The sequence below is a fragment of the Promicromonospora soli genome (assembly GCF_014653785.1).
GTDB lineage: Bacteria > Actinomycetota > Actinomycetes > Actinomycetales > Cellulomonadaceae > Promicromonospora > Promicromonospora soli.
The window spans coordinates 261,632-283,120 of sequence record NZ_BNAS01000002.1 but is presented as its reverse complement, the minus strand read 5'-3'; the positions used below and the strand labels follow the sequence as shown (position 1 = coordinate 283,120).

18 protein-coding genes are annotated in these 21,489 nt (G+C 72.1%); 13 read left to right on the top strand and 5 right to left on the bottom strand.

Translation table 11 applies throughout. The features are described from left to right. Nucleotides 1-11: 11 nt before the first annotated feature. A complete protein-coding gene (locus IE250_RS07050) occupies nt 12-560 on the bottom strand; it encodes a methylated-DNA--[protein]-cysteine S-methyltransferase (RefSeq protein ID WP_189668584.1) in 549 nt (182 codons plus the stop codon). A gap of 57 nt (nt 561-617) precedes the next feature. Between IE250_RS07050 and IE250_RS07045 the strand changes: the two genes are divergently transcribed. Continuing rightward, nucleotides 618-776: a hypothetical protein gene (locus IE250_RS07045; RefSeq protein WP_189668583.1), complete on the top strand. Its 159-nt coding sequence runs from the start codon at nt 618-620 to the stop codon at nt 774-776. Here the strand turns inward: IE250_RS07045 and IE250_RS07040 are convergent. The 3 genes from IE250_RS07040 to IE250_RS07030 are packed head-to-tail and all read right to left on the bottom strand — an operon-like array spanning nt 766 to nt 3,105. Continuing rightward, nucleotides 766-1,026 (bottom strand): DUF6457 domain-containing protein, encoded by a 261-nt coding sequence (locus IE250_RS07040; RefSeq protein WP_189668582.1) that lies wholly within the window; start codon nt 1,024-1,026, stop codon nt 766-768. The genes IE250_RS07045 and IE250_RS07040 overlap by 11 nt on opposite strands. A 28-nt stretch (nt 1,027-1,054) precedes the next feature. Further along, nucleotides 1,055-1,705 (bottom strand): molybdenum cofactor guanylyltransferase, encoded by a 651-nt coding sequence (gene mobA, locus IE250_RS07035; RefSeq protein ID WP_229872225.1) that lies wholly within the window; start codon nt 1,703-1,705, stop codon nt 1,055-1,057. Then, on the bottom strand, nt 1,702-3,105 hold the full coding sequence (locus IE250_RS07030) for a molybdopterin molybdotransferase MoeA (protein WP_189668581.1): 1,404 nt from the start codon (nt 3,103-3,105) through the stop codon (nt 1,702-1,704). Before IE250_RS07030 ends, mobA begins: the two co-directional genes overlap by 4 nt. 119 nt (nt 3,106-3,224) lie before the next feature. Between IE250_RS07030 and IE250_RS07025 the strand changes: the two genes are divergently transcribed. The 8 genes from IE250_RS07025 to IE250_RS06990 all read left to right on the top strand — a co-directional run bounded on the left by IE250_RS07025 (nt 3,225) and on the right by IE250_RS06990 (nt 14,510). Further along, nucleotides 3,225-3,614, top strand: a complete 390-nt coding sequence (locus tag IE250_RS07025; RefSeq protein ID WP_189668580.1) for a VOC family protein — start codon at nt 3,225-3,227, stop codon at nt 3,612-3,614. Nucleotides 3,615-3,827: 213 nt separating this feature from the next. Continuing rightward, nucleotides 3,828-5,198: an MFS transporter gene (locus IE250_RS07020; protein ID WP_189668579.1), complete on the top strand. Its 1,371-nt coding sequence runs from the start codon at nt 3,828-3,830 to the stop codon at nt 5,196-5,198. A gap of 65 nt (nt 5,199-5,263) precedes the next feature. Then, the gene (locus IE250_RS07015; protein WP_229872309.1) at nt 5,264-7,567 is read left to right on the top strand and encodes a molybdopterin oxidoreductase family protein; all 2,304 of its coding nucleotides are present in this window, start codon (nt 5,264-5,266) and stop codon (nt 7,565-7,567) included. After that, nucleotides 7,564-9,231 (top strand): FAD-dependent oxidoreductase, encoded by a 1,668-nt coding sequence (locus IE250_RS07010; protein ID WP_189668577.1) that lies wholly within the window; start codon nt 7,564-7,566, stop codon nt 9,229-9,231. The genes IE250_RS07015 and IE250_RS07010 overlap by 4 nt, the downstream gene beginning before the upstream one ends. A gap of 261 nt (nt 9,232-9,492) precedes the next feature. Next, on the top strand, nt 9,493-12,129 hold the full coding sequence (gene nirB, locus IE250_RS07005) for a nitrite reductase large subunit NirB (protein ID WP_189668576.1): 2,637 nt from the start codon (nt 9,493-9,495) through the stop codon (nt 12,127-12,129). After that, the gene (nirD, locus tag IE250_RS07000; protein WP_189668575.1) at nt 12,126-12,536 is read left to right on the top strand and encodes a nitrite reductase small subunit NirD; all 411 of its coding nucleotides are present in this window, start codon (nt 12,126-12,128) and stop codon (nt 12,534-12,536) included. The genes nirB and nirD overlap by 4 nt, the downstream gene beginning before the upstream one ends. A gap of 2 nt (nt 12,537-12,538) precedes the next feature. Beyond that, the gene (cobA, locus tag IE250_RS06995; protein WP_189669127.1) at nt 12,539-13,366 is read left to right on the top strand and encodes a uroporphyrinogen-III C-methyltransferase; all 828 of its coding nucleotides are present in this window, start codon (nt 12,539-12,541) and stop codon (nt 13,364-13,366) included. Continuing rightward, a complete protein-coding gene (locus IE250_RS06990; RefSeq protein ID WP_189668574.1) occupies nt 13,359-14,510 on the top strand; it encodes a uroporphyrinogen-III synthase in 1,152 nt (383 codons plus the stop codon). The genes cobA and IE250_RS06990 overlap by 8 nt, the downstream gene beginning before the upstream one ends. Before the next feature lie 11 nt (nt 14,511-14,521). On the opposite strand, the gene IE250_RS06985 is transcribed toward IE250_RS06990, so the two are convergent. Then, entirely contained in the window at nt 14,522-15,019 is a 498-nt protein-coding gene (locus IE250_RS06985) for a GyrI-like domain-containing protein (protein ID WP_189668573.1), read from the bottom strand. Nucleotides 15,020-15,132: 113 nt separating this feature from the next. On the opposite strand from IE250_RS06985, the gene IE250_RS06980 reads away from it, so the two are divergent. The 4 genes from IE250_RS06980 (at nt 15,133) to IE250_RS06965 (ending at nt 21,487) form a co-directional block, all read left to right on the top strand. Then, nucleotides 15,133-16,956, top strand: a complete 1,824-nt coding sequence (locus IE250_RS06980) for an RNA polymerase sigma factor (RefSeq protein ID WP_189668572.1) — start codon at nt 15,133-15,135, stop codon at nt 16,954-16,956. Between the two features lie 362 nt (nt 16,957-17,318). Then, the gene (locus IE250_RS06975) at nt 17,319-19,091 is read left to right on the top strand and encodes an RNA polymerase sigma factor (RefSeq protein ID WP_189668571.1); all 1,773 of its coding nucleotides are present in this window, start codon (nt 17,319-17,321) and stop codon (nt 19,089-19,091) included. Between the two features lie 75 nt (nt 19,092-19,166). After that, nucleotides 19,167-19,748: a sigma-70 family RNA polymerase sigma factor gene (locus IE250_RS06970; RefSeq protein ID WP_189668570.1), complete on the top strand. Its 582-nt coding sequence runs from the start codon at nt 19,167-19,169 to the stop codon at nt 19,746-19,748. Beyond that, entirely contained in the window at nt 19,745-21,487 is a 1,743-nt protein-coding gene (locus IE250_RS06965) for a hypothetical protein (RefSeq protein WP_189668569.1), read from the top strand. The genes IE250_RS06970 and IE250_RS06965 overlap by 4 nt, the downstream gene beginning before the upstream one ends. Nucleotides 21,488-21,489 lie beyond the last annotated feature (2 nt).

Sequence of the window (21,489 nt, the reverse complement as noted above, 5' to 3'; positions counted from 1 at the left end):
CGTTGGGCTGCTCACAGGTCGAAGAGTGTGGGCTGCTTCAGGTAGACGCCCTCGTTCTCCAGCATGCGCAGCTTGGTGCGCGGGCCGCCGCGGGCAGAGAACCCGCCGATGCGGCGGCCCGCCGCCAGCACGCGGTGGCACGGCACGATCGGCGGGAACGGGTTGCGGCCCATGGCCTGCCCCACGGCCTGAGCCGCTCCGGGTGCGCCCAGCGCGGCCGCGACCTCGCCGTACGTGCGCGTCTCGCCGGGCGGGATCGCGCGCACGACCTCGTACACGCGACGGTCGAAGTCAGGGGCGGCGCTCATGTCCAAGGGGATCTGCGCGAGGTCCCCGACGCCGTCGTCGAGCAGGCGCGTCATCGCGGCGACGGCCGGTGCGACGGGGGCGGGCGATGCCTCGACGGCGCCCGGGTACCAGCCGCGCACGGCGCCCCGCACCTGGTCGGCGCTGCCGTGGGGCAGGGTCGATCCGACGATCTCCGCGCTCTCGTTCCACACGAGCGCGCACTCGCCGATCGCCGTGGGGATCACAGCAAACTCCAGGCTGTTCTGGGCCATGCGCCCCACGATAGGCCGGGACTCTGACATCCGATCCGTGCGGTCATCGCGGCGCTGATGCAGCTCCAGCAGATGGCCTGGGCGCTCGGCACGACGGCGGCGGCGCTCCTGGTCGGGGCGGGCTGCGCGGCCGTCGCGCGGCGGGCGGCCCGTCCGGCGGGCACCCCGGCCGACGCCGACTCCGACTCCGACGCGACCGAGCCGGTCAGTCGGTGACCCAGCGCGCCGCGAGGTCGCTCGCCTTCTCCGCGGCGTCCGGCCCTTTCCGCGCGGTCGTGGCCAGGTCCCTCGCCGCGGCGAGACCTTCCGCGTAGCCCACCGCGTACGTGGTGACCGGCGCGGCCGGCCGGGCGACGGCGTGCGCGGCGTCGCGGGCGAGGTCGAGCACCGCACCGACGTCGACCGTCCCGGGGGGAAGGCCGAGCTCGGCCTCCAGGGCCTCCACCCAGCTGTCGAGCTCTGCCATCTCGTGTCCTTTCGCCGGTCTTCGCCGGTCAGCGGTCTCGGTCGGCTCCCCTTCCGGCGACGCGCGCGCCCAGGCGGGCCGCGTCGGCGGGGGTGTCGATGTCGTCGCTCCAGCCTGCCCGGTCCGGGACCTCGACGCAGCGGAGCGCGCCGACCAGGTGCTTCATCGGCGCCCCGTCGGTCTCGATGCCGTCGAGGGCGGCGTCGAGTGCCGCGCGGCGGTACAGCCCGACCAGCCACTGGGCCCGACCGTCGCGCACCAGGTAGGCACCGTCCACCGGTGCGCGGGAGACCGCGTCCTCCAGGAGGGCGATCGCCCTGGCCGCGCGCGGCACGTCCACGGCGAGGAGCAGCACCCACGGCGCACCCGAGTCCGGCAGGGCGCGCAGGCCGGCGGCGAGACCCGCGACGGGCCCGCCGAACGGTGGGTCCTCCCTGGTGAGGCCGGGCGCCGGGCCCGCATAGCCCGACGCCGGATCCGAGACCGGGAGCGCACCCGCCAGCTCCGGCGGGCCCACCACCACGACTCGACGTGCCCGCGCGCTCGCCGCGAGCGCGCGGTCGAGCAGCCGCGCGCCCTCGACGACGAGGCCGGCCTTGGACGTGCCGTCCAGGCGGGAGGCCCGGCCGCCGGCCAGCACCACGGCGTCGTACACGATCTCGGGCATCCGTGCGGTCATCGCAACATCAGCACCTGGACGAGGTCGCCGGCGCGCACCTTCTCGACGTCGGGCGGGACGAGGGCCAGGCCGTCGGCCGTCGCGAGCGCGGAGAGGGCGTGGTGCGAGCCGCAGGGCTCGGCGGCGCCGTCGGACACCCGTACCGGGAGCACCTGGAGCTTGCCCGCCGGGCTCGACCATGCCACGGCGGCCGGGAGGGAACGGCATACCCGGCCGAGGGGGTAACGCTGAGGGAGCATTGCTAGCTCTGCGTTACCTCCTCGGCCGGGTGAGCCTTCCCCAGCGACCCCCAGCCCCCGGAGCCGGTCGATCGCCGGGCGCGCGAACAGCTCGAACGACGCGTACGCCCCCACCGGGTTGCCCGGCAGCGCGAGCCACGGCACGCCGCGCCAGCGAGCCAGCGCCTGAGGCTTGCCGGGGGACATGGCCACGGTGGCGACGTCGACGTCAGTCGCTCCGCCGTCGTCCTCGCCCGCGGAGGACGGCGCCGCCAGGACCTCCCGCACCACGTCCGCGGCGCCGGCCGATACGCCCCCGGCGGTGACTATCAGGTCGACGGGCGGCCCGCCCCCGGCAGCAGGACCGCCCCTAGCAGCAGGTCCGTCGAGGACGGCGTCGTCGAGCGCCGCGCGGAGGGCAGCGGGGTCGTCGGAGGCCGGCCCGAGCCGTACGACGTCGGCCCCGGCCGCGCGGGCGGCTGCCGCGAGCATCGGCCCGTTGGAGTCCGTGATCTGCCCCGGCCCGAGCGCCCCGCCGACCGGCACCAGCTCGGAACCGGTGGAGATGACGGCGACCAGCGGACGCCGTCGGACAGGAACGCGCACCGTGCCCGACGCCGCGAGCGCGCCCACCAGCGCCGCCGTCACCTCGGTCCCGGCGTGCGCGAGGAGCTGTCCCGCGCGGACGTCCTCGCCGGCGCGCCGGACGTGCGGCCGTTGCCGCCGGGCCAGAGTCACCGAAACCTCTGCGCGGGGTGCGCCGGCGACGAACCCGCCGGTCGAGGTGTGCTCGACGGGGATCACGGCGTCCGCGCCCGGCGGGAGCGGGGCGCCGGTCATGATCCGCACGGCCTGCCCCGGCCCGATCCCAGCCATATAGCCCGGACCATCGCTAGTGACATCGCTAGTGACATCGCTCGCGACATCGCTCGGGCCGGCGGCGACGTCGCCTGTCACGTCGAGGGTCACCGAGCCGCCGCCGGGCGGGAGATCTGCCAGCCGCACGGCGTACCCGTCCATCGCGGCGCTGTCGAAGGGCGGGACGGAGACGGCGGCGTGCATGTCCTCGGCGAGCACCGATCCGTCGGCGTCCGCGAGGCCCAGCGTGACGACAGGCAGCGGAGAGACGAGCGCGAGCACGCGCTCGACGTGCTCGGTGACGCTCCGCAACCTGGACTCCATAAGTCGACGCTAGGCGAGCCGCGTTCGAACGGGATTTCCTGTGTCTCACAACGCTGTGTCGGTCGTTGTGAGCGCGCAATCTCTTGACATCAAGATATCGGCTGGGGAGGGTTGCCGCTATGAGGCTTCACCACGTGCAGGTCACCTGCCCGCCCGGAGGCGAGGACGCCGCCCGCCGCTTCTACGCCGACGGACTCGGCCTCACCGAGGTCCCCAGGCCCGAGGGGCTCGCGGGCCGGGCTCTCTGCTGGTTCCGTGACTTCGACGAGGACGGTCGCACCACCGCCGAGATCCACGTCGGAGTCGAGGACCCGTTCACTCCCGCCCGGAAGGCGCACCCCGCCCTCGTCGCCGACGACGTCGCCCACCTCGAGTCCATCGGCGCCCGTCTCGAAGAGCTCGGGTACGAGATCACCTGGAAGGACCGCCACACCTTCGACGGCTACGAGCGCTTCCACGCGTTCGACGGTGCGGGCAACCGCGTGGAGGTCCTGACCCCCGTCGTGTGACCAGTCGACCGAGTGGAATCGCTCACAGTGTGACCCAGGGCGCTGTGCGTTCTTCCTTACGGTCGATTAACTGCTCTTTGTTGGGCGATGAAACACCCTCTCCCTAGGTTCCTCCTTGTCGGTCCGACGTCGGGCCGGCCCCGGATCCGGCACCTGTCGGTCTGGGCACGCCCGGCGTCGTCGGGCATACCCCCCCATTTAGGGAGGACAAACATGTCCACTCCGACCACACGCGACGACCAGACCGCCGCTCCGAGCGGGACCGCATCCTCGGCAGCTGCCGAGACCGCGGCTCCGACGTCGGCCATCCAGCGCCACACCGGCCGCTGGATCGAGAACTGGGACCCCGAGGACTCGACCCTCTGGCACGACGGCGGCAAGCGCATCGCCCGCCGCAACCTGATCGCCTCGATCTTCGCCGAGTTCCTCGGCTTCGCCGCCTGGGCACTGTGGTCGATCGTCGTGCCGCAGCTGCCGGCCGCCGGCTTCACGCTCAGCGTCGACCAGATGTTCTGGCTCATCGCGGTCCCGAGCCTCGTCGGTGCCACGCTCCGCATCCCCTACACGTTCGCGGTGCCCGTCTTCGGCGGCCGCAACTGGACGATCGTCTCGGCGCTGCTGCTCCTGCTGCCGGTCGGCGCGCTCGCCATCGTGGTGCAGAACCCGCAGACCCCCTTCATGGTGATGGTCGGCGTCGCGGCGCTCGCCGGCCTCGGCGGCGGCAACTTCGCCTCGTCGATGGCCAACATCTCGTTCTTCTACCCGGAGAAGGAGAAGGGTGCGGCGCTCGGCTGGAACGCCGCCGGCGGCAACCTCGGCACGGCGGCCGTGCAGCTCGTGGTGCCGCTCGTCATCGTCACGGCCGCGGGCGTCTCGCTCGAGCGTGCCGGCCTGATCTTCATCCCGTTCATCCTGCTCGCCGCGTTCCTGGCGTGGCGCTACATGGACAACCTCACCACCGCGAAGGCGGACCCCCGCTCGTTCGGCGTCGCTGTCCGTGACCGCCACACGTGGATCATCTCGTTCATCTACATCGGCACCTTCGGCTCGTTCATCGGGTTCTCCGGCGCGTTCCCGACGCTGCTCAAGGGCCAGTTCCCGGAGATGACGCTCTCGATCGCGTTCATGGGCGCCCTCGTGGGCTCGGTGTCGCGTCCGCTCGGCGGCATCCTCTCCGACAAGATCGGCGGCGTCCGCGTCACCATCGCAGCCTTCGCCGTGATGACGATCGGTACCCTCGGCGCGATCTACGCGCTCGGCACCCACAGCTTCCCCCTGTTCTTCGGCTCCTTCCTGCTGCTGTTCGTCGCTACCGGCATCGGCAACGGGTCCGTCTACCGCATGATCCCGGCGGTCTTCCGGGTCTCGGGCGGCACGCTGAAGGCCGCCGCCGGCTGCATCGGCATCGCCGGTGCGGTGGGTGCGTTCGGAGGCTTCCTGATCCCGCGCGGGTTCGCGATGTCCACCACGGTGTACGGGTCGCTCGTGCCGGCGCTGTACGTGTTCATCGGGGCGTACGTGGTCATGGCCGCCGTCACCTGGTTCGTCTACGGCCGCGGCGCCATGGCCGAGGCGCGGGTCTGACCATGCCTGCCACCCCCGGAACCCTGGTCGACTCGCACTGCCCCTATTGCGCTCTGCAGTGCGGGATGTCGTTGACGACGCCCGGTCCTTCGACAGGACTGCGCGATGGAACGTCCGTGCCGAGCCTGCCGGTGGTACAGCCTCGCGACTTCCCCACCAACCGGGGCGGGCTGTGCCAGAAGGGGTGGACGTCCGCGGCTGTGCTCGGGACGTCCGACCGGATAGTGACCCCGCTGGTCAGGGGCGCCTCCGGGGATCTGGAGCCGACGAGCTGGGACGTGGCCCTCGACCTGGTCGCGTCCCGGCTCGGGGCGATCGCCGCCGAGCACGGCCCGGAGGCCGTGGCCGTGTTCGGCGGCGGGGGCCTCACCAACGAGAAGGCGTACGCGCTCGGCAAGTTCGCACGCACCGTGCTCCGTACCCCGAACATCGACTACAACGGGCGGTTCTGCATGGCGTCCGCGGCGGCCGGGATGAACCGGTCGTTCGGCGTCGACCGCGGCCTGCCGTTCCCGCTGGCCGACCTGGGCGGCGCCCAGGCCGTGCTGCTTCTCGGCTCGAACGTCGCCGAGACCATGCCGCCCGCCGTCCAGCACCTCGCGGGGGCACGGGCGGCGGGCGGGCTGGTCGTCGTCGACCCGCGGCGGTCCGCGACTGCCCGGCTCGCGGAGGACCCGGGCTCGGGTCAGCCCGCAGAGGGTGTGCACCTGGCGCCCGTGCCGGGCACGGACCTCGCGGTGCTGCTCGGGCTGCTGCACGTGGTGCTCGCGGAGGGGCTCGCCGACCGGGCGTATCTCGAGGAGCGCACCACCGGGTTCGACGACGTCGCCCGGTCGGTCGCCGCCTGGTGGCCCGAGCGTGTCGAGTCCGTGTCGGGCGTGCCCGCCGCCGACCTGCGCCGCGTGGCCCGGCTGCTCGCGGCCGCCGCCCCGGTGCACGGCGGGAGCGGCGCATACGTGCTGACCGGCCGCGGCGTCGAGCAGTCCACGCAGGGCACCGCCACGGTGACGGCGTCGATCAACCTGGCGCTCGCGCTCGGCCTGCCGGGCCGGATCGGCTCGGGGTACGGCGCGATCACCGGACAGGGCAACGGTCAGGGCGGCCGCGAGCACGGGCAGAAGGCCGACCAGCTCCCGGGGTACCGCAAGATCGACGACCCGGCGGCGCGCGAGCACGTCGCGGCCGTATGGGGCGTGGACCCGGAGACGCTGCCGGGCCCGGGGCTCCCCGCGGTGCAGCTGCTCAATTCCCTCGGCGCGCGGAGCGACGAGGCGAGCCGGAAGGGCGGCCCGGTCCGGCCCCGAGCGCTCCTGGTGCACGGTTCCAACCTCGTGGTCAGCGCGCCCAACGCGAGCAACGTGATCGACCGCCTCAAGAGCCTCGACCTCCTGGTGGTCTGCGACTTCGTCCCGAGCGAGACGGCACTGCTGGCCGACGTCGTCCTCCCCGTGACCCAGTGGGCCGAGGAGGAGGGCACGATGACGTCGCTCGAAGGGCGCGTCATCCGCCGTCGGGCCGCCGTCGCCGCGCCCGGCGAGGCGCGCTCCGAGCTGTGGATCCTCGCCGAGCTGGCGCGCCGCCTGGGCGCGCCCGAGTCGCTCGCCTTCTCGACCGACCCTGCCGTGGTGTTCGACGAGCTCGCCCGCGCCTCCGCGGGCGGCCCCGCCGACTACTCCGGGCTGTCCCACGCCCGGCTCGACGCCGACGAGGCATCCAGCGGCCCGGGCCTGTTCTGGCCGGTCCCGGCGATTCCCTCTGCCGGGTCAGGCACGCAGGTCGCAACCGCTGACCCACTCCAGCACCCCGGCACGCCCCGGCTCTTCCTCGACCGCTTCGCGACGCCGGACGGGCGGGCGCGCATGGTCGCCGTCGACCACGTGGGGCCGAGCGACGACGTGCGCCCCGGCGCCCCGTTCTACCTGGTCACGGGCCGGGTGCTGCAGCACTACCAGTCCGGAGCGCAGACGCACCGTGTCGCGGAGCTGGAGCGCCTCGTGGCCGAGCCGTACGTCGAGCTGCACCCGGTGCTGGGCTTCCGCATCGGGGTGCCCGACGGCGCCCGCGTGCGACTCACCAGCTCTCGCGGCCGGGTCGAGGCGACGGCCCGCTGGACCGACGCCGTACGCCCCGACACCGTCTTCATGCCGTTCCACTGGAGCGGCATCGGGTCGGTCAACCAGGTGACGACCGACGCCACCGACCCGATCTCCGGGATGCCAGAGTTCAAGGTCTGCGCCGTAGATGTCTCGGTGGTCGAGCCTGACACCTCGGTGGTCGAGCCTGTCGAGACCAGGACGGGTCTCGACAAGCTCGACCAGCGGGGTCCTCTCGCCCAGCGGGGTCCCATACAGAAGGAGCTCTCGACATGAACCTACGTGTCCCCGTGAAAGTCGTCGTGGTCGGCTTCGGGATGGTCGGCTCGCGGCTCGTCGACGAGCTGCTGCGCCGCGAGCCCGAGGCGTTCGACATCACCGTGCTCGGCGCCGAGCCGTACGAGCCGTACAACCGGGTGCTGCTCAGCGACGTGGTGGCCGGGCGTACCGACGTCGCCGCCATCACGATGCCGCTGCCCGACGGCGCCCGGGTCAACGTGCGCCGGGGCGTCACCGCGACATCGATCGACCGGGAGTCGCGCACGGTGATCGCCGACGACGGCAGCTCGCACGCGTACGACCACGTGGTCCTCGCGACCGGAGCGGCGGCCCGCATCCCGCCGATCCCGGGCCTGCGCACGTCCGACGGCAGCCTGCCCGCCGGCGTCCACGCGCTGCGCAACCTCGACGACGCCCGCGAGATCGTGGCCGCCACCGTGAACTCCCCGCGTGCCGTGGTGGTGGGCGGCGGCGTGCTGGGGCTCGAGGCTGCCGTCGGGCTCGCCGGCCGCGGGCTGAGCGTGACGCTGATCCACAACGTGCAGTCGCTCATGGAGCGCCAGCTCGACCCGGAGGCCGCGGCCGTGGTCCGGTCCGGCCTCGAGGAGCAGGGCATCACCGTGCGGCCGGACAGCCTGTCCAGCGAGGTGCTCGTGGCGGGCGGCCACGCCGTCGGCGTCCGCGTCAAGGACAACGCGAGTCAGGCCGGCAACCCGTCGACAGGCTCAGGGCGGCGTGAGGAAGTAGTGGCTGCCCGCCTCATCGTCTTCTCCGTAGGCACCATTCCCGAGACCGGGCTCGCCGCGGCGGCGGGGCTGTCGACGGACCGGGGCATCGTCGTCGGCCACGATCTCGCAAGTCCCGACGATCCACGCGTGTACGCGATCGGCGACTGCGCGCAGCCGCCGAACGGCTCGCGGGGCCTCGTCGCGGAGGGCTGGGACCAGGCTCGCCGCCTGGCAGAGAAGCTGGTCTCGCTGGTGGAGCCCGTGTCCGCGGCGGTCGAGCTCGTTGCCGCGGACGTCGAGGCCAAGGCCCACCTCCGCCTGCCCAGCGACGAGGCCCAGCCCAGCATGGCCGTCCGCCTCGGCGCCCTGCTGACGGGTGGCGCAACCACCCGCGCGCAGTCTGACCGGGGGATAGACACGCGCGGCACCGACGTCGTGAAGGTCAAGGGTGGCGCGCTCAGCGTCACGACGATGGGGGTCTGCGGGCCGTCGCGCCCGAACGGCGTGACGCAGCGGGCGGTCCGTCTGGCCGACCCGAGAGCGGGCCGGTACATCGAGGTGGTGGTGTCCGACGGGATCCTCGTGGGCGCCACGTGCGTGGGCGACCCGCGGGTTGCCGCCGACCTCACGGCCGCCTACACCCGTCGCACGCCCGTCCCGCTCGACCCCGCGTTCCTGCTGCTGACGCCGGTGATGCCGGCGGCCGCGCCGGCGTCGTCCCCCGAGCACATGCCGGAGGACGCCGTGGTGTGCCGCTGCAACGGCGTGACCAAGGGCGACATCGCGGACTCGTGCGCGGCGGGGACGCACTCGGTCGACGAGGTAGTCCGCGAGACCCGGGCGACGACGGGCTGCGGCTCGTGCAAGGACGCCGTGTGCGGCCTGGTGGACTGGCTGCGGGAGAGCAAGGAGGCGGTCCCGGAGCCGGCGTGAGCTGAACGCGGCCGGCAGTCAGGCCGGCCGCGTCCACTCAAGGACCTGCTCGGCCCAGAGGGGTAACGCTGAGACAGCATTGTTTCCTCAGCGTTACCCCTCTGGGCCTGTAAGACGTCCCCCGAAGCGCCTCTGTGGGCGGTCCTGCGGGCCTGCCCCGGGGCACACTCACTCGGCGGCTATCTAGCCTGTGAGGAAGATGTTCGGCCTGGGTAACCACTGGCGCACCAGCGCGAAAAACCAGCACTCTACGGTCAAGACATGGTCAACTCCGGCGAATCTCAGCACCTTGTCGTGATCGGCGGCGGCATGGTCGCGCAGCGGCTCGTCGAGGCGCTCCGCGCCCGGGACGACGCCGGCCGCTACCGCGTCACCGTCTTCGCGGAAGAGCCCCGCGCGCCCTACGACCGGGTGGGTCTGACCCGCTGGTTCCAGGAGGGCCCCGACAGCATCGCGCTCGGCGACCCGGCCCTGTGGGCCGACCCGCTCGTCACCCTGCACACCGACCGCAAGATCGAGTCGATCGACCGCGAGGCCAAGACGGTCACCGACCGGCTCGGCCACGTCCACGCGTACGACGAGCTGGTGCTCGCCACCGGCTCCAGCGCCGCGATGCCGCCGATCCCGGGCAACGACCTCCCGGGCGTCTTCGTGTACCGCACCATCGACGACGTCGCGGCACTGCGCGGCTGGGTGGAGCAGAAGCGTAAGAGCTACCCGGAGGGCAAGCCGGTACGCGGAGCCGTGATCGGCGGCGGCCTGCTCGGCCTGGAGGCCGCGGGCGCGCTCACCGCGCTCGACGCGCAGGCCACCGTGATCGAGTTCGGCACGCACCTCATGGGCGTGCAGGTCGACCTCGGTGGCGGCCAGGCGCTGAAGCGTCTCATCAACGGCAAGGGCATCGGCGTCCGCACGGAGACCGCGACCAGCCAGATGAAGCCGCACCGCCGCAGCGGCCACGTGGGCCGGCTGGACTTCGCCGACGGCGGGCGGCTCGACGTCGACGTCGTCGTGGTGGCCACCGGCGTGCGCCCCCGCGACGAGCTCGCGCGAGCGGCCGGCCTGCCGGTCGGGGAGCGCGGCGGCGCCGTCGTCGACCTGTCGTGCCGTACCGAGGACCCGCACATCTGGGCCGTGGGCGAGGTGGCCTGCATCGAGGGCCGCTGCATCGGTCTGGTCGCCCCCGGCAACACGATGGCCGAGGTGGTCGTGGACCGGCTGCTCGGTGGCCTCGCGGAGTTCCCCGGCGCGGACACCGCCACCAAGCTCAAGCTCTCCGGCGTCGACGTCGCGTCGTTCGGCGACGCGCACGCCCGGACCGAGAACGTGGTCGAGGTGGTCTGGGCCGACCCCGTGGCCGGCGTCTACAAGAAGCTCGTCCTGTCCGACGACGCCCGCACCCTCCTGGGTGGCGTGTTCGTGGGCGACGCCGGACCGTACGCGAGCCTGCGCCCCATGCTCGGCGCGGAGCTGCCCGGCGAGGACCCGAGCGCCTTCCTGCTCCCCGAGGGCGGCGGCGGCGCCCCGAGCCTGGAGCTGCCCGACGACGCCAACGTCTGCTCGTGCAACAGCGTCTCCGCGGGGACGATCAGGGGCGCGGTCACCGAGCACCAGTGCACCGACGTCCCGGGCGTGAAGGCCTGCACCCGGGCCGGCACCACCTGTGGCGCCTGCCTGCCGCTGGTGAAGAAGCTCGTGGACACCGAGCTGGAGCGCGCCGGCATCGAGATCAGCACCGCGCTGTGCGAGCACTTCGACATGTCCCGCGCTCAGCTGTTCGACGCCGTCCGGGTCGCCGACCTGCACTCGTTCAGCGACATCGTGGGCCGTTTCGGGCGCCACCCGGTGGCCGAGCCCGGTTCGGCGCCTGTCGAGACCCGCGTCGGCAACCGCGGCTGCGACATCTGCAAGCCCGTGGTCGCCTCGATCCTTGCGTCGCTGGGCAACGGCCACATCCTGGCCGGTGAGCAGTCCACGCTCCAGGACACCAACGACCACATGCTCGCCAACCTGCAGAAGGACGGCACCTACTCGGTGGTGCCCCGGATGCCCGGTGGTGAGGTCACGCCGGAAGGGCTCATCGTCGTCGGGCAGGTCGCCAAGGACTTCGGGCTGTACACGAAGATCACGGGTGGCCAGCGCATCGACATGTTCGGGGCCCGCGTCGAGCAGCTGCCGGACATCTGGCGCCGCCTCGTCGACGCCGGCTTCGAGTCCGGGCACGCGTACGGCAAGTCGCTGCGCACCGTGAAGTCGTGCGTCGGGTCCACGTGGTGCCGCTACGGAGTCCAGGACTCCGTCGGCATGGCCGTCGAGCTGGAGCTGCGCTACCGCGGCCTGCGCTCGCCGCACAAGCTCAAGATGGGCGTCTCCGGCTGCGCCCGCGAGTGCGCGGAGGCCCGCGGCAAGGACGTGGGCGTCATCGCGACGGACAAGGGCTGGAACATCTACGTGGGCGGCAACGGCGGGCAGACGCCGCGGCACGCGAAGCTGCTCGCCGAGGACCTGACGTCCGAGGAGCTCCTGCGCACCATCGACCGCTTCCTCATGTACTACGTGCGCACCGCCGACCGCCTGCAGCGCACCGCGCCGTGGATCGAGGAGGTCGACGGCGGCCTGGACGGCGTGCGCGAGGTGATCATGGAGGACTCGCTCGGCATCTGCGCCGACCTCGACGCCGCCATGGCGCGCCACGTCGAGAACTACGAGGACGAGTGGAAGGCCGTGCTCGAGGACCCGGAGAAGCTGCGCCGGTTCTCGTCGTTCGTCAACGCCCCCAAGGACGCCGACCCGTCCCTCGCCTACGTGGAGGAGCGCGGCCAGCGCCGTCCTGCCACGGCGGAGGAGCGCGCGTCCGGCGTCGTCATCGCGGGCCCCAAGCTGGAGGTACGAGCATGAGCTCCCTGACCGAACAGGCCACGACCGAGACCACGGTCCGCTGGGAGCGGGCCTGCCTGATCACGGACCTGTTCCCCGAGCGCGGCGCGGCGGCGCTCTTCGGGGACGTCCAGGTGGCCCTGTTCCGGCTGCCCGAGGATCCCGCGTACGCGGCCCACGCCGGGCAGGTGTACGCGGTCCAGAACCTCGACCCGTTCTCCACGGCGCACGTCATGTCGCGGGGCATCGTCGGCACCCGAGCCGGCGAGCCCACCGTGGCCGCGCCGGTCTACAAGCAGGTGTTCTCCCTGGTCACGGGCAAGTGCCTGGTCACGGCGGACAAGAGCCCAAAGGAGGGGCTGGCGCCGGACCTCGCGGTGTACCCGGTGGAGGTGCGCGACGGCGTGGTCCACGTGGGGCTGCCGTGACCATGTCAGAAGCACAGGTCACTCCGGCGACCCGTGCGCCTGACCTGCTCGGGAAGGTCACCCTGGTCGGTGGCGGCCCGGGCGCGCCCGACCTGCTCACCGTGCGCGCCTGGCGGGCGCTGCAGGCGGCCGACGTCGTGGTCGCCGACCGGCTGGGTCCGGTCGAGATCCTGGCCGACCTCCCGCCGCACGTCCGCGTGGTCGACGTCGGCAAGGAGCCCGGCCGTCACCCCGTACCGCAGGAACGCATCAACGAGCTGCTCGTGGAGCACGCCCGGGCGGGCGCGCACGTGGTGCGGCTCAAGGGTGGCGACCCATTCGTGCTCGGCCGGGGCGGCGAGGAGGTCGCCGCGTGCGCGGCGGCCGGCGTGCCGGTCGAGGTGGTCCCGGGCGTGACATCGGCCGTCTCCGTGCCCGGGCTGGCCGGGATCCCGCTCACCCACCGCGGGGTCACCACGGGTTTCCACGTGGTCTCGGGGCACTGCGCCTCGGGAACGACCTCTGACACATCCGGACCACTTGATGCCGCAGCCCTCTCCTGCGTGCGCGATGCCACCGCTACGCTTGTAGTACTGATGGGGGTGCGGTCTCTCGGCGCGATAGTGGCGCAGGCCCTGGCCGCGGGCGCCGATCCCGGAACTCCCGTGGCGATCGTGGAGAACGGTTCCACGCCGCAGCAGCGTGTCACGCGGGCCCGTCTCGAGGAGGCGGCCCAGGTGTCAGCGGCTCGCGGTGTGCAGTCGCCCGCGGTGGTCGTCATCGGCCACGTGGCGGCAGAAGGACTTCTGGAGGGTACGAATGAGCGACGTCTGGCAGGTGCCAATGTCTGACGTCGCAGCGCCCGCCCACGCCCATGCGACGCAGTCCGCGCTGGGCCAGGTCATGGCCGGCGCGACGGTGCTCGTCACGGCGGAGCGCCGGGCCACGGAGCTCGCCGCCGCCCTGGAGCGGCGCGGGGCCACGATCCGGCACGCGCCGGCGCTCAGCATGATCCCGCACGTCGACGACGAGACCCTGATCGCGGCCACGCGCGCCATCCTCGCCGCCCGGCCCGACGTCGTCGTTGTCACGACCGGGATCGGCTTCCGCGCCTGGATCGAGGCCGCCGACGCGCACGGGCTTGCCGAGCCGCTCCTCGACATGCTCGGCAAGGTCCGGCTCGTGGCGCGCGGCCCCAAGGCCCGCGGCGCCATCCAGGCAGCCGGGCTGCGGGCCGACTGGGTCGCCGAGTCCGAGACGTCCGCCGAGGTGGCGGAAGTGCTGCTCAGCGAGGGTGTGGATGGACTGCGCATAGCGATCCAGCACCACGGCGCGGGCTCCGACGGGCTGGACGACGTCTTCGAGAAGGCCGGCGCTCAGGTCGCGAGCCTCGTCGTCTACCGCTGGGGTCCGGCACCGGACCCGACGGCGGTACGCGACTCCGCGCACGCCGTGGCCGACGGCGAGATCGACGCCGTGGTCTTCACGTCCGCGCCGGCCGCCGAAGCATGGGTGCAGGCCGTCGAGGCCGAGGGGCTGATGGACCGGGTGCGCGCGCGGTTCGTCGACGGCGGGACGGTAGCGGCCGCCGTCGGTCCCGTGACGGCGAAGCCCTTGGAGCACCGCGGGATCGTGCCGCTGCAGCCCGAGCGCGGCCGGCTCGGAGCGCTCGTGCGGGCGCTGGTGGGCCATTACGAGCACATCGACTCCGTAGCGCTGAACACCGTCGCCGGGGCGCTGGTGATCCGAGCGCGCGTGGCGGTCCTTGACGGCAAGGTGCTGCCGCTGTCGCCGACCGGCGTCGCGGTGCTGCGGCTGCTAGCCGCCGCCCAGGGTGACGTCGTGCCGCGCGACCAGGTGCTCGCCGCGCTGCCGGGCGTCTCGCAGGACACGCACGCGGCGGAGGTGGCTATCGCGCGCCTGCGCGAGGCGGCCGGGCGCCGCGACCTGATCCGCACGGTGGTGAAGCGGGGCTACCGCATCGAGCTGGCCTGAGCCCGCGGGGGTCAGTCCGCCAGCTTGAAGGCCAGCTCCGTGTCCCACTCGGCCATTTCGGGCTGCTCGGCCGGGTCGGTGAGGTAGAACTCGAACCGGCCGGCCCACGCGTCTCCGGCGTCGGTGTCGTGCCGGTCGAACGGGAGCCCCTCGGCGGCCGCCCAGCTCAGCAGGGCGCCGGTGACGTCGACCAGCTGGTCCGGGTGCCCGTGGTGGACGGTGGTCACGTACCGCCCGGCCGGGATGACGCCCACGGCGACGTCTCCGGCTGAGGCGAGCACGGCGTCGTCGGGCACGGGGAAGCCTCCCTCGACGACGAGGCGGGTGGTCATGTCGATGACGTGGTAGCGGAAGAACGGCGGGCCGACAGGATGCGTGCCGCGCTCGGCGAGCCAGCCGACGAGCTCGGAGAGTCGGTCCGCGACCTTCCCGAACTCCGTCATGGTGATGGTCTCGGTGATGCCGACGGTGGGAACCTCGGGGCGTGTTTCAACACGGTAAGAGTTCATGTGGTGCGGACTGTCCGCGTCGGTGAGACTCATCGGTTTCTGCCCGGCGGTCCCGACTCAACGTTCTGCCCCCTCCGTGCGTTACAGGCGGCGGGACGAGAGGAGCGTCGGTCATGGCGCAGTGGGAGGCGGAGCTCGCGGAGCTCGTGTTGCGGCGCAGCGGTGCGCTGGTGGGGTACGCGTACTCGTTGACGCGGGACAAGCCGCAGGCCGAGGATCTGGTGCAGGACGCGCTGGTGAAGGTCTACTCCCGGCTGCGGCGTCCGCCGTCGGTCGCGGGGCAGACGCAGGTCGACCTGGACCGGCCGGAGGCGACCAACGCCGAGGGGTACGTGCGGCGCGCGATCCTGACGATCTACCTGGACGGTTACCGGCGGCGGAACCACTGGTCCGGCCTGAAGCACCTCCTGGCGGACGATGTCTCCGCGCCGGGGGCGGACCGGGTGGCGACGGCGCGGGTCGACGTCGGCACGGCGCTCAAGCAGCTCTCGCCCCGGCAGCGTGAGGCCGTGATGATGCGGTTCTTCGACGACCTGACCGTGCCGCAGATCGCGGAGGCGCTGGGCACGAGCCAGGGCACGATCAAGCGGCACCTGTTCGACGCGACGGCCGTGCTGCGCCAGGCCCTCGCGGACGCCCCGGTGCCCGCCATGGACACGGACCTCGACGAGCGGCTGGACACGGTGGCGGGTGCGGTGCGTCGCCGTCGGACGGCGAAGGTGGGCGCGGTCGCTGGTGTGTCGATGGTGCTGGCCGTGGTGCTGGCGTGGGGTGCTTTCGCGGTGAAGCCGTGGATCCGGTCGGAGCCGCTGCCCGCGGACGACAAGGTCGAGTACACGCCGGGATACGTGCCGGCCAGCTGGTCCACCGACGACGGCGTGTACTGCGGGATGCCGGTCGAGGAACTCGAGGCGCTGGACGCCGGCAGGTTCGAGGTGGAGATCACCGGTGGCCTTGCTCCGCGAGCGCATGGCATCCCCACCTTCTGGGAGGTTCCGGTGACGGTCACCGGGACCGTTCCCGAGGACATGGCCGACGACGAGCGCGGGTACTTCATGACGTCGCCGTTGATCGTATGGGCCCACGACGGCCGGGTGGTCGACCTCGGCACCGGGTGGCGTGAGGCCGACGCGGAGATCTCGTGGGCGCTGTCCGAGGACGGCGCCTGGAGTGGGCCGGCGACGGCGGGCAACTCGACGACGTGCCGCGAAGAAACCCTCGTGGCAGACAACCCCATGGGCGACGAATATGACAACGAGCGGCCGGGGGCGAGCTACGAGCTGCGCGTGGTGATGTCCGACGGCTCGGCGTCCGCGGCCGACGGGAAGGCTGACCTCCTCGTCAGCGATCCGGTCACCGTGGAGCTGGACAGCGGTGTCGCCCCGGCACCGACCTTCCCGCCGCCGTCGGACGAATGCAGCGGGGCCGCTTACGCGGGGCGGAGCCTGAAGGCGCAGGACCTGCCGGACGATGCACGCGACCTGGCCCTGGACCTCCTCGAGGCGGTAACTACCTGTGACGCGCGGCGTGTGGCCGAGCTCGGCGAGGGCCTGCAGACCGAACCGCATGCCACGTGGGCCATGCCTGAGGTCAACGAGGTCTTCGCGCTGCCGGAGACCGACGGCCGGACGCCCTATGCGACAGTCGCGCGGCTCCTCACCGAAACTCTGCCGGTGAGCGATGAGCTCGGGAGCGACGGGACCTGGCCACGAGTGGACAGGTCGGTCGACAGCGACGCGGCGTGGCAGGAGGCGATCGACGCCGGCGTGGTCACCGAGGAGCAGGCGGCGGAGGATCGTGCGGCCGGCCGGTACACGGGTTGGCAGCTCGGCTTCATCTCGTTGGGTGGGGATCCCGTCCGTCGGATCTGGAGCGACTTCTACGTGGGCGACGACAGTTGGTGCTCCCGTCCCGACGCCGAACACGGGTGCAGGTAGCCTTCGGCGTCTCCGCCATCGGTACGGCTCAACGTTTCGTACGCTCCGTCCGTTACAGGCGGCCGGACGAGAGGAGCGTCGACATGGCGCAGTGGGAGTCGGAGCTCGCGGAGCTCGTGATGCGGCGCACCGGCCAGCGACGAAACTGCGGTATCCGTTGCGACGAGACTGCAGCAGAGGTAGCGACGAAACTGCAGCATCACCAGCGACCAAACTGCAGCAGATGTAGTTAGCGAAGCCGTAGTCCAAACGGAGACTTCCGATGGCACGTCATCGTGGTTCCGGCGAATTTCTCGCCGCTGGCATCATCGTTTTCCCCTCCCTACCCGTCAGGGAGCATGAGAGGGAGAGGAGGCGTCGACATGGCGCACTGGGAGACGGAGCTCACGGAGCTCGTGATGCGGCGCAGCGGTGCGCTGGTGGGGTACGCGTACTCGCTGACGCGGGACAAGCCGCAGGCCGAGGATCTGGTGCAGGACGCGCTGGTCAAGGTCTACTCCCGGCTGCGGCGTCCGCCCGAGATGGCCGACGTCGGGCGGCAGACCGTCGATCTGGATCAGCCCCGGCTGACGAACGTGGAGGCGTACGTCCGCCGGGCAATCCTGACGATCTACCTTGACGGGTACAGGCGGCAGAGCAGCTGGACCGGCTTCAAGCACCTTCTGGCCGACGACCTCTATGCACCCGGGGCGGAGCGCGTCGCGACAGCCCGGGTCGACGTCGGCGTGGCGCTCGCCAAGCTGTCTCCGCGCCAGCGAGAGGCAGTAGTGCTGCGGTTCTTCGAGGACATGACGGTGCCGCAGATCGCGCAGACGCTGGGGACGAGGCCCGGGACGATCAAGCGGCACCTGTCGAACGCGATGGAGCTGCTGCGGGGCTCGCTCGCCGAGATCGTGGCACCCGAGATGGAGACGTCGCTGGAGGAGCGACTCGGCGCCGTGTCGGGTTCGGTACGCCGACGTCGGGCGGCGAAGGTCGGCGCCCTCGGCGGCGCCTCGCTGGTGCTGGCGGGCCTGCTGGCGATGGCCGCGCTGTGGGGGCCCGCACGGCTCCTGTCGGACCCGGTGCCGCCGGCCACTCCGAGCCCGGAGGTGTCGAACGGCGCGGTCGGCGCGGGGTGGACACCCCAAGGCTGGACGAGCAAGGGCGAGCAGTTCTACTGCGGCATGGAGGTGACGGCCCTGGTGTCGTCGTCAGACACCGTACGCGTGGAGCTCACCGGCGACGTCGAGCTCGTGGAAGGCGTGGAAGGTAACGAGGGGCACCCGAACGACCATCTGGCGGCGCCCATCCGGATCACCCGGACCGACGCCGAGGGCCCGTCCCTCGACGGCCAGGGCCCCCAGCTGGTCTTCGCGCAAGACGGTCTGGTGGTCGATATCAGCGGGGGCTGGAACGAGGGCGGGTACGTCATGCCCGATGCCGGCGAGTCCGCGGACGACGTCGCCGAGGCGAGTGCCACCACCGCGTGCGGGGCGTGGACGATCTCGGACATCCACGAGAACTACCGGGACCAACGTCCGGCCGGAACCTACGACGTATACGTGGTGCTGCCGTGGGCCGCCTATGAGGGCCCGAGGGCAAGCGGCCTGGCTGTCAGCCAGCCGGTCACCATGGAGGTCCCCGCGGTCGAGGTGCCGCCCCTGCCGCCGCTGACCGTCGACATCAGAGACGGCTACCAGCCGCCGTGGCTCGAGGGCACGAGACTGGCTTGCGGCGTCTATGCGTCCGATATCCCTGGCGGCTGGGCGCCCTGGGAGCCGTTGGGCCTGGAGCTGAATATCGATTCCACCGACGACGAAGTAACGATCAGGCTCACCGAGACCGAGGGGGAGGCCGTCGACACGACCCGTACGCCGTTCACCATGGTCTGGCTAAGTGACGGGCGCGTGGTCGGGGTCGGCAGCGACGTGTGGTCCGGCCCGGTGGAGCGCTTCCGGGTGGACGCCAACGGCGAGTGGTCCGCCGTCTTGCCGATCACCGAGCCCGACCGGACGTGCCTCACGGACCCGGACGCCGGGATGCCGGATGGGGACTACAAGCTGTACGCCCTTACGGAGCTCGACCCCGGTTCGGGCGGCGAGCGGCAGTTCATGTCCGTGGCTGCAGGATCGCAACACATCGCCGAAAACTGACCAACGAAACCTCCCCGGTGTGCGTCATTGTGCGTGTGGAGACGATGACAGGACACACGCACCGGGGAGGTGGTCATGGCGGTATGGGAGAACGAGCTCGATGAGCTCATGAGGACGCGCGGAAGCGCCCTCGTCCGCTATGCCTACATGCTCTCCGGAGACCGCGCGCTTGCCGAGGACCTGGTCCAGGACGCGCTGGTCAAGGTCTACTCGCGGTTGCGCGGCGTTCCCGGTCGGGGCAGACCAGTGGGTGTGCCCGAGGGCAGCCGGGCGCACGACCTGGACGCCCCGTTCACGAACGCGGAGGGCTACGTGCGCCGTGCCGTCCTGACCGTCTACCTGGACGGCTACCGCAAGCGGCAGCGCTGGACCGGGGTCAAGCACCTCCTGGCCGACGACGCCAGCAGCCGCGGGGCCGACCAGGCCGCTTCGGCGCGGGTCGACGTGATGGCGGCGCTCGCCCAGCTCGGAGCCCGCGAACGAGCCTGCGTGGTGCTGCGCTACTTCGAGGACATGACGGTGCCCCAGATTGCCGAGTCCCTGGGCACCGCCCAGGGCACGGTCAAGCGCTACCTGTCCGACGCCACCAAGAACATGCAGGAGTTCCTGCGCCCTGACGACTTCCGTCCGGCCGCCGAAGGGAGGGCCGCCCGATGAACAGCATCGACCGAGACGAGAGCTGGAACAGCGACAACGACTTCCTGAGCGGCGTGCTCCGCGGAGCCGCCGACGAGATGCCCGGTGGGGAGGTGAACGATCTGCATATCTCATTCGGAGTGGTACGTGACCGCGTGCGACGCCGTCGTGCCGTCAAGATCGGCGGCCTCGCCGGCGTGAGCCTCGTGCTGGTGGGCGGGATCGCCTTCGGCGCGACGAAGGGGCCGCTGCTGGACGGCAACGGTCCGGTGCTCCCAGGATCGTCCCAGAGCGCGTTCATGACCCCGGACAAGTCCCAGAGCGACACCTCGACCCTGGCGCCGGAGGCGAGCTGGGCGGGACCGCCAGCCACGAGCGTCATCCAGGACGGATACCAGCCCGACTGGCTCACCTGGAGCGACCTGCAGTGCGGCATGCCCGTGGCGGACCTGGAGTCGACGGCGCCGGGCTGGTCGGCGACGTCGACGGGCGACATCTACGGCCGGACCGCGGATCTCGACGGCGATCCCTCGACGACGTGGGGGATGTCAGCGCTGGTCGAGGGGGGCGAGGGAACGCTCGATGCCGCCCCGGTCCTGGTGTGGAGCCAGGACGGCGTGGTGGTGGACCTCGGGACGAACGTCCTCGAGGCGCCGGGCAAGCAGTCGGAGCCGCTGATCGGCGGTGGCGCGGGAGCCGTCGAGGCGGAAGGGGGCGCGTTCACGTCGTGCGAGCCCTCCGAGGCCGAGACGAACGACACGTTCGAGACGCCGCTGCCCGATGGTGACTACGAGGTCCGGGTGGTCGCCTATCCGGAGATCGCCGCGGGCCAGTGGGCGACGGCGGTGAGCGAGCCGGTCTCGGTCCGCATCGACGCCGACGGCGCGCACACCGCGACCGGGACGCGCGGCGGCCCGGCGACGATCGAGCCGCCCGAGCCTGCCGAGGGCGAGCTCTCGCGGTTGGTGCTCGACCGCAGCACCGACTGGGTCACGGCGGAGCTGACTCAGCGCGGCTATGTGACGACGGGTACGCCCTTGGTCAGCGCGGAGTGCGAGAGCACGGACCCGGCAGACATGGTGACCTACGAGGTTGTGCAGCCATCCACCAACGAGGCGCTCGGATCAGGCGAGGTCCTGTGCGACGGTTCCTGGTACGAGTCGCTGCCCGTGGTCGGTGGCGGCAAGGAGGTCGTGGCCATCAGGCTGACGTCCGTGCCCGACGGCGTCGCTCGGTTCTGGGCCGCCTTCGGTCCGACGCCGGACGCCGGGAACGCCGCCGCCGAGTGCTCGGCGAGCAATCTGGGCATGGAGTACGACCCGGCGAACTCGCCGAGCCCGAACTCCGGGGCGAAGGCTGCGGCCATCGTGGATGCCGCGGTCGCCTGCGACTCCGAACGGCTGATCCAGCTCGCGACGGACGACAGTACGGAGCTCATGTTCAGCGTCGAGACCCCGGAGCAGGTCTTCGGCCTGCCCGAGAACGACGCGTTGCCGTACGAGACGCTGGTCCGGCTGCTGGCCGGTACCCGTGGCCAGACCAGCGGCGGGGACGCCGGGAACGAGACGGTCGTGTGGCCGCGGGTCGCCACCGAGGAGTTCGCCGACTCGGACGAGGCCTGGGATGAGGTAGTCACGGCGGGTCTCGCCACGGCCGAGCAGGCCGCGTCCTGGCGGGCGGACGAGGTGTTCGGCTACCAGGGGATGCGGATCGGCATCGCCGAGGACGGCACCTGGCGGTATTACTCCGCCAGCGACTGACC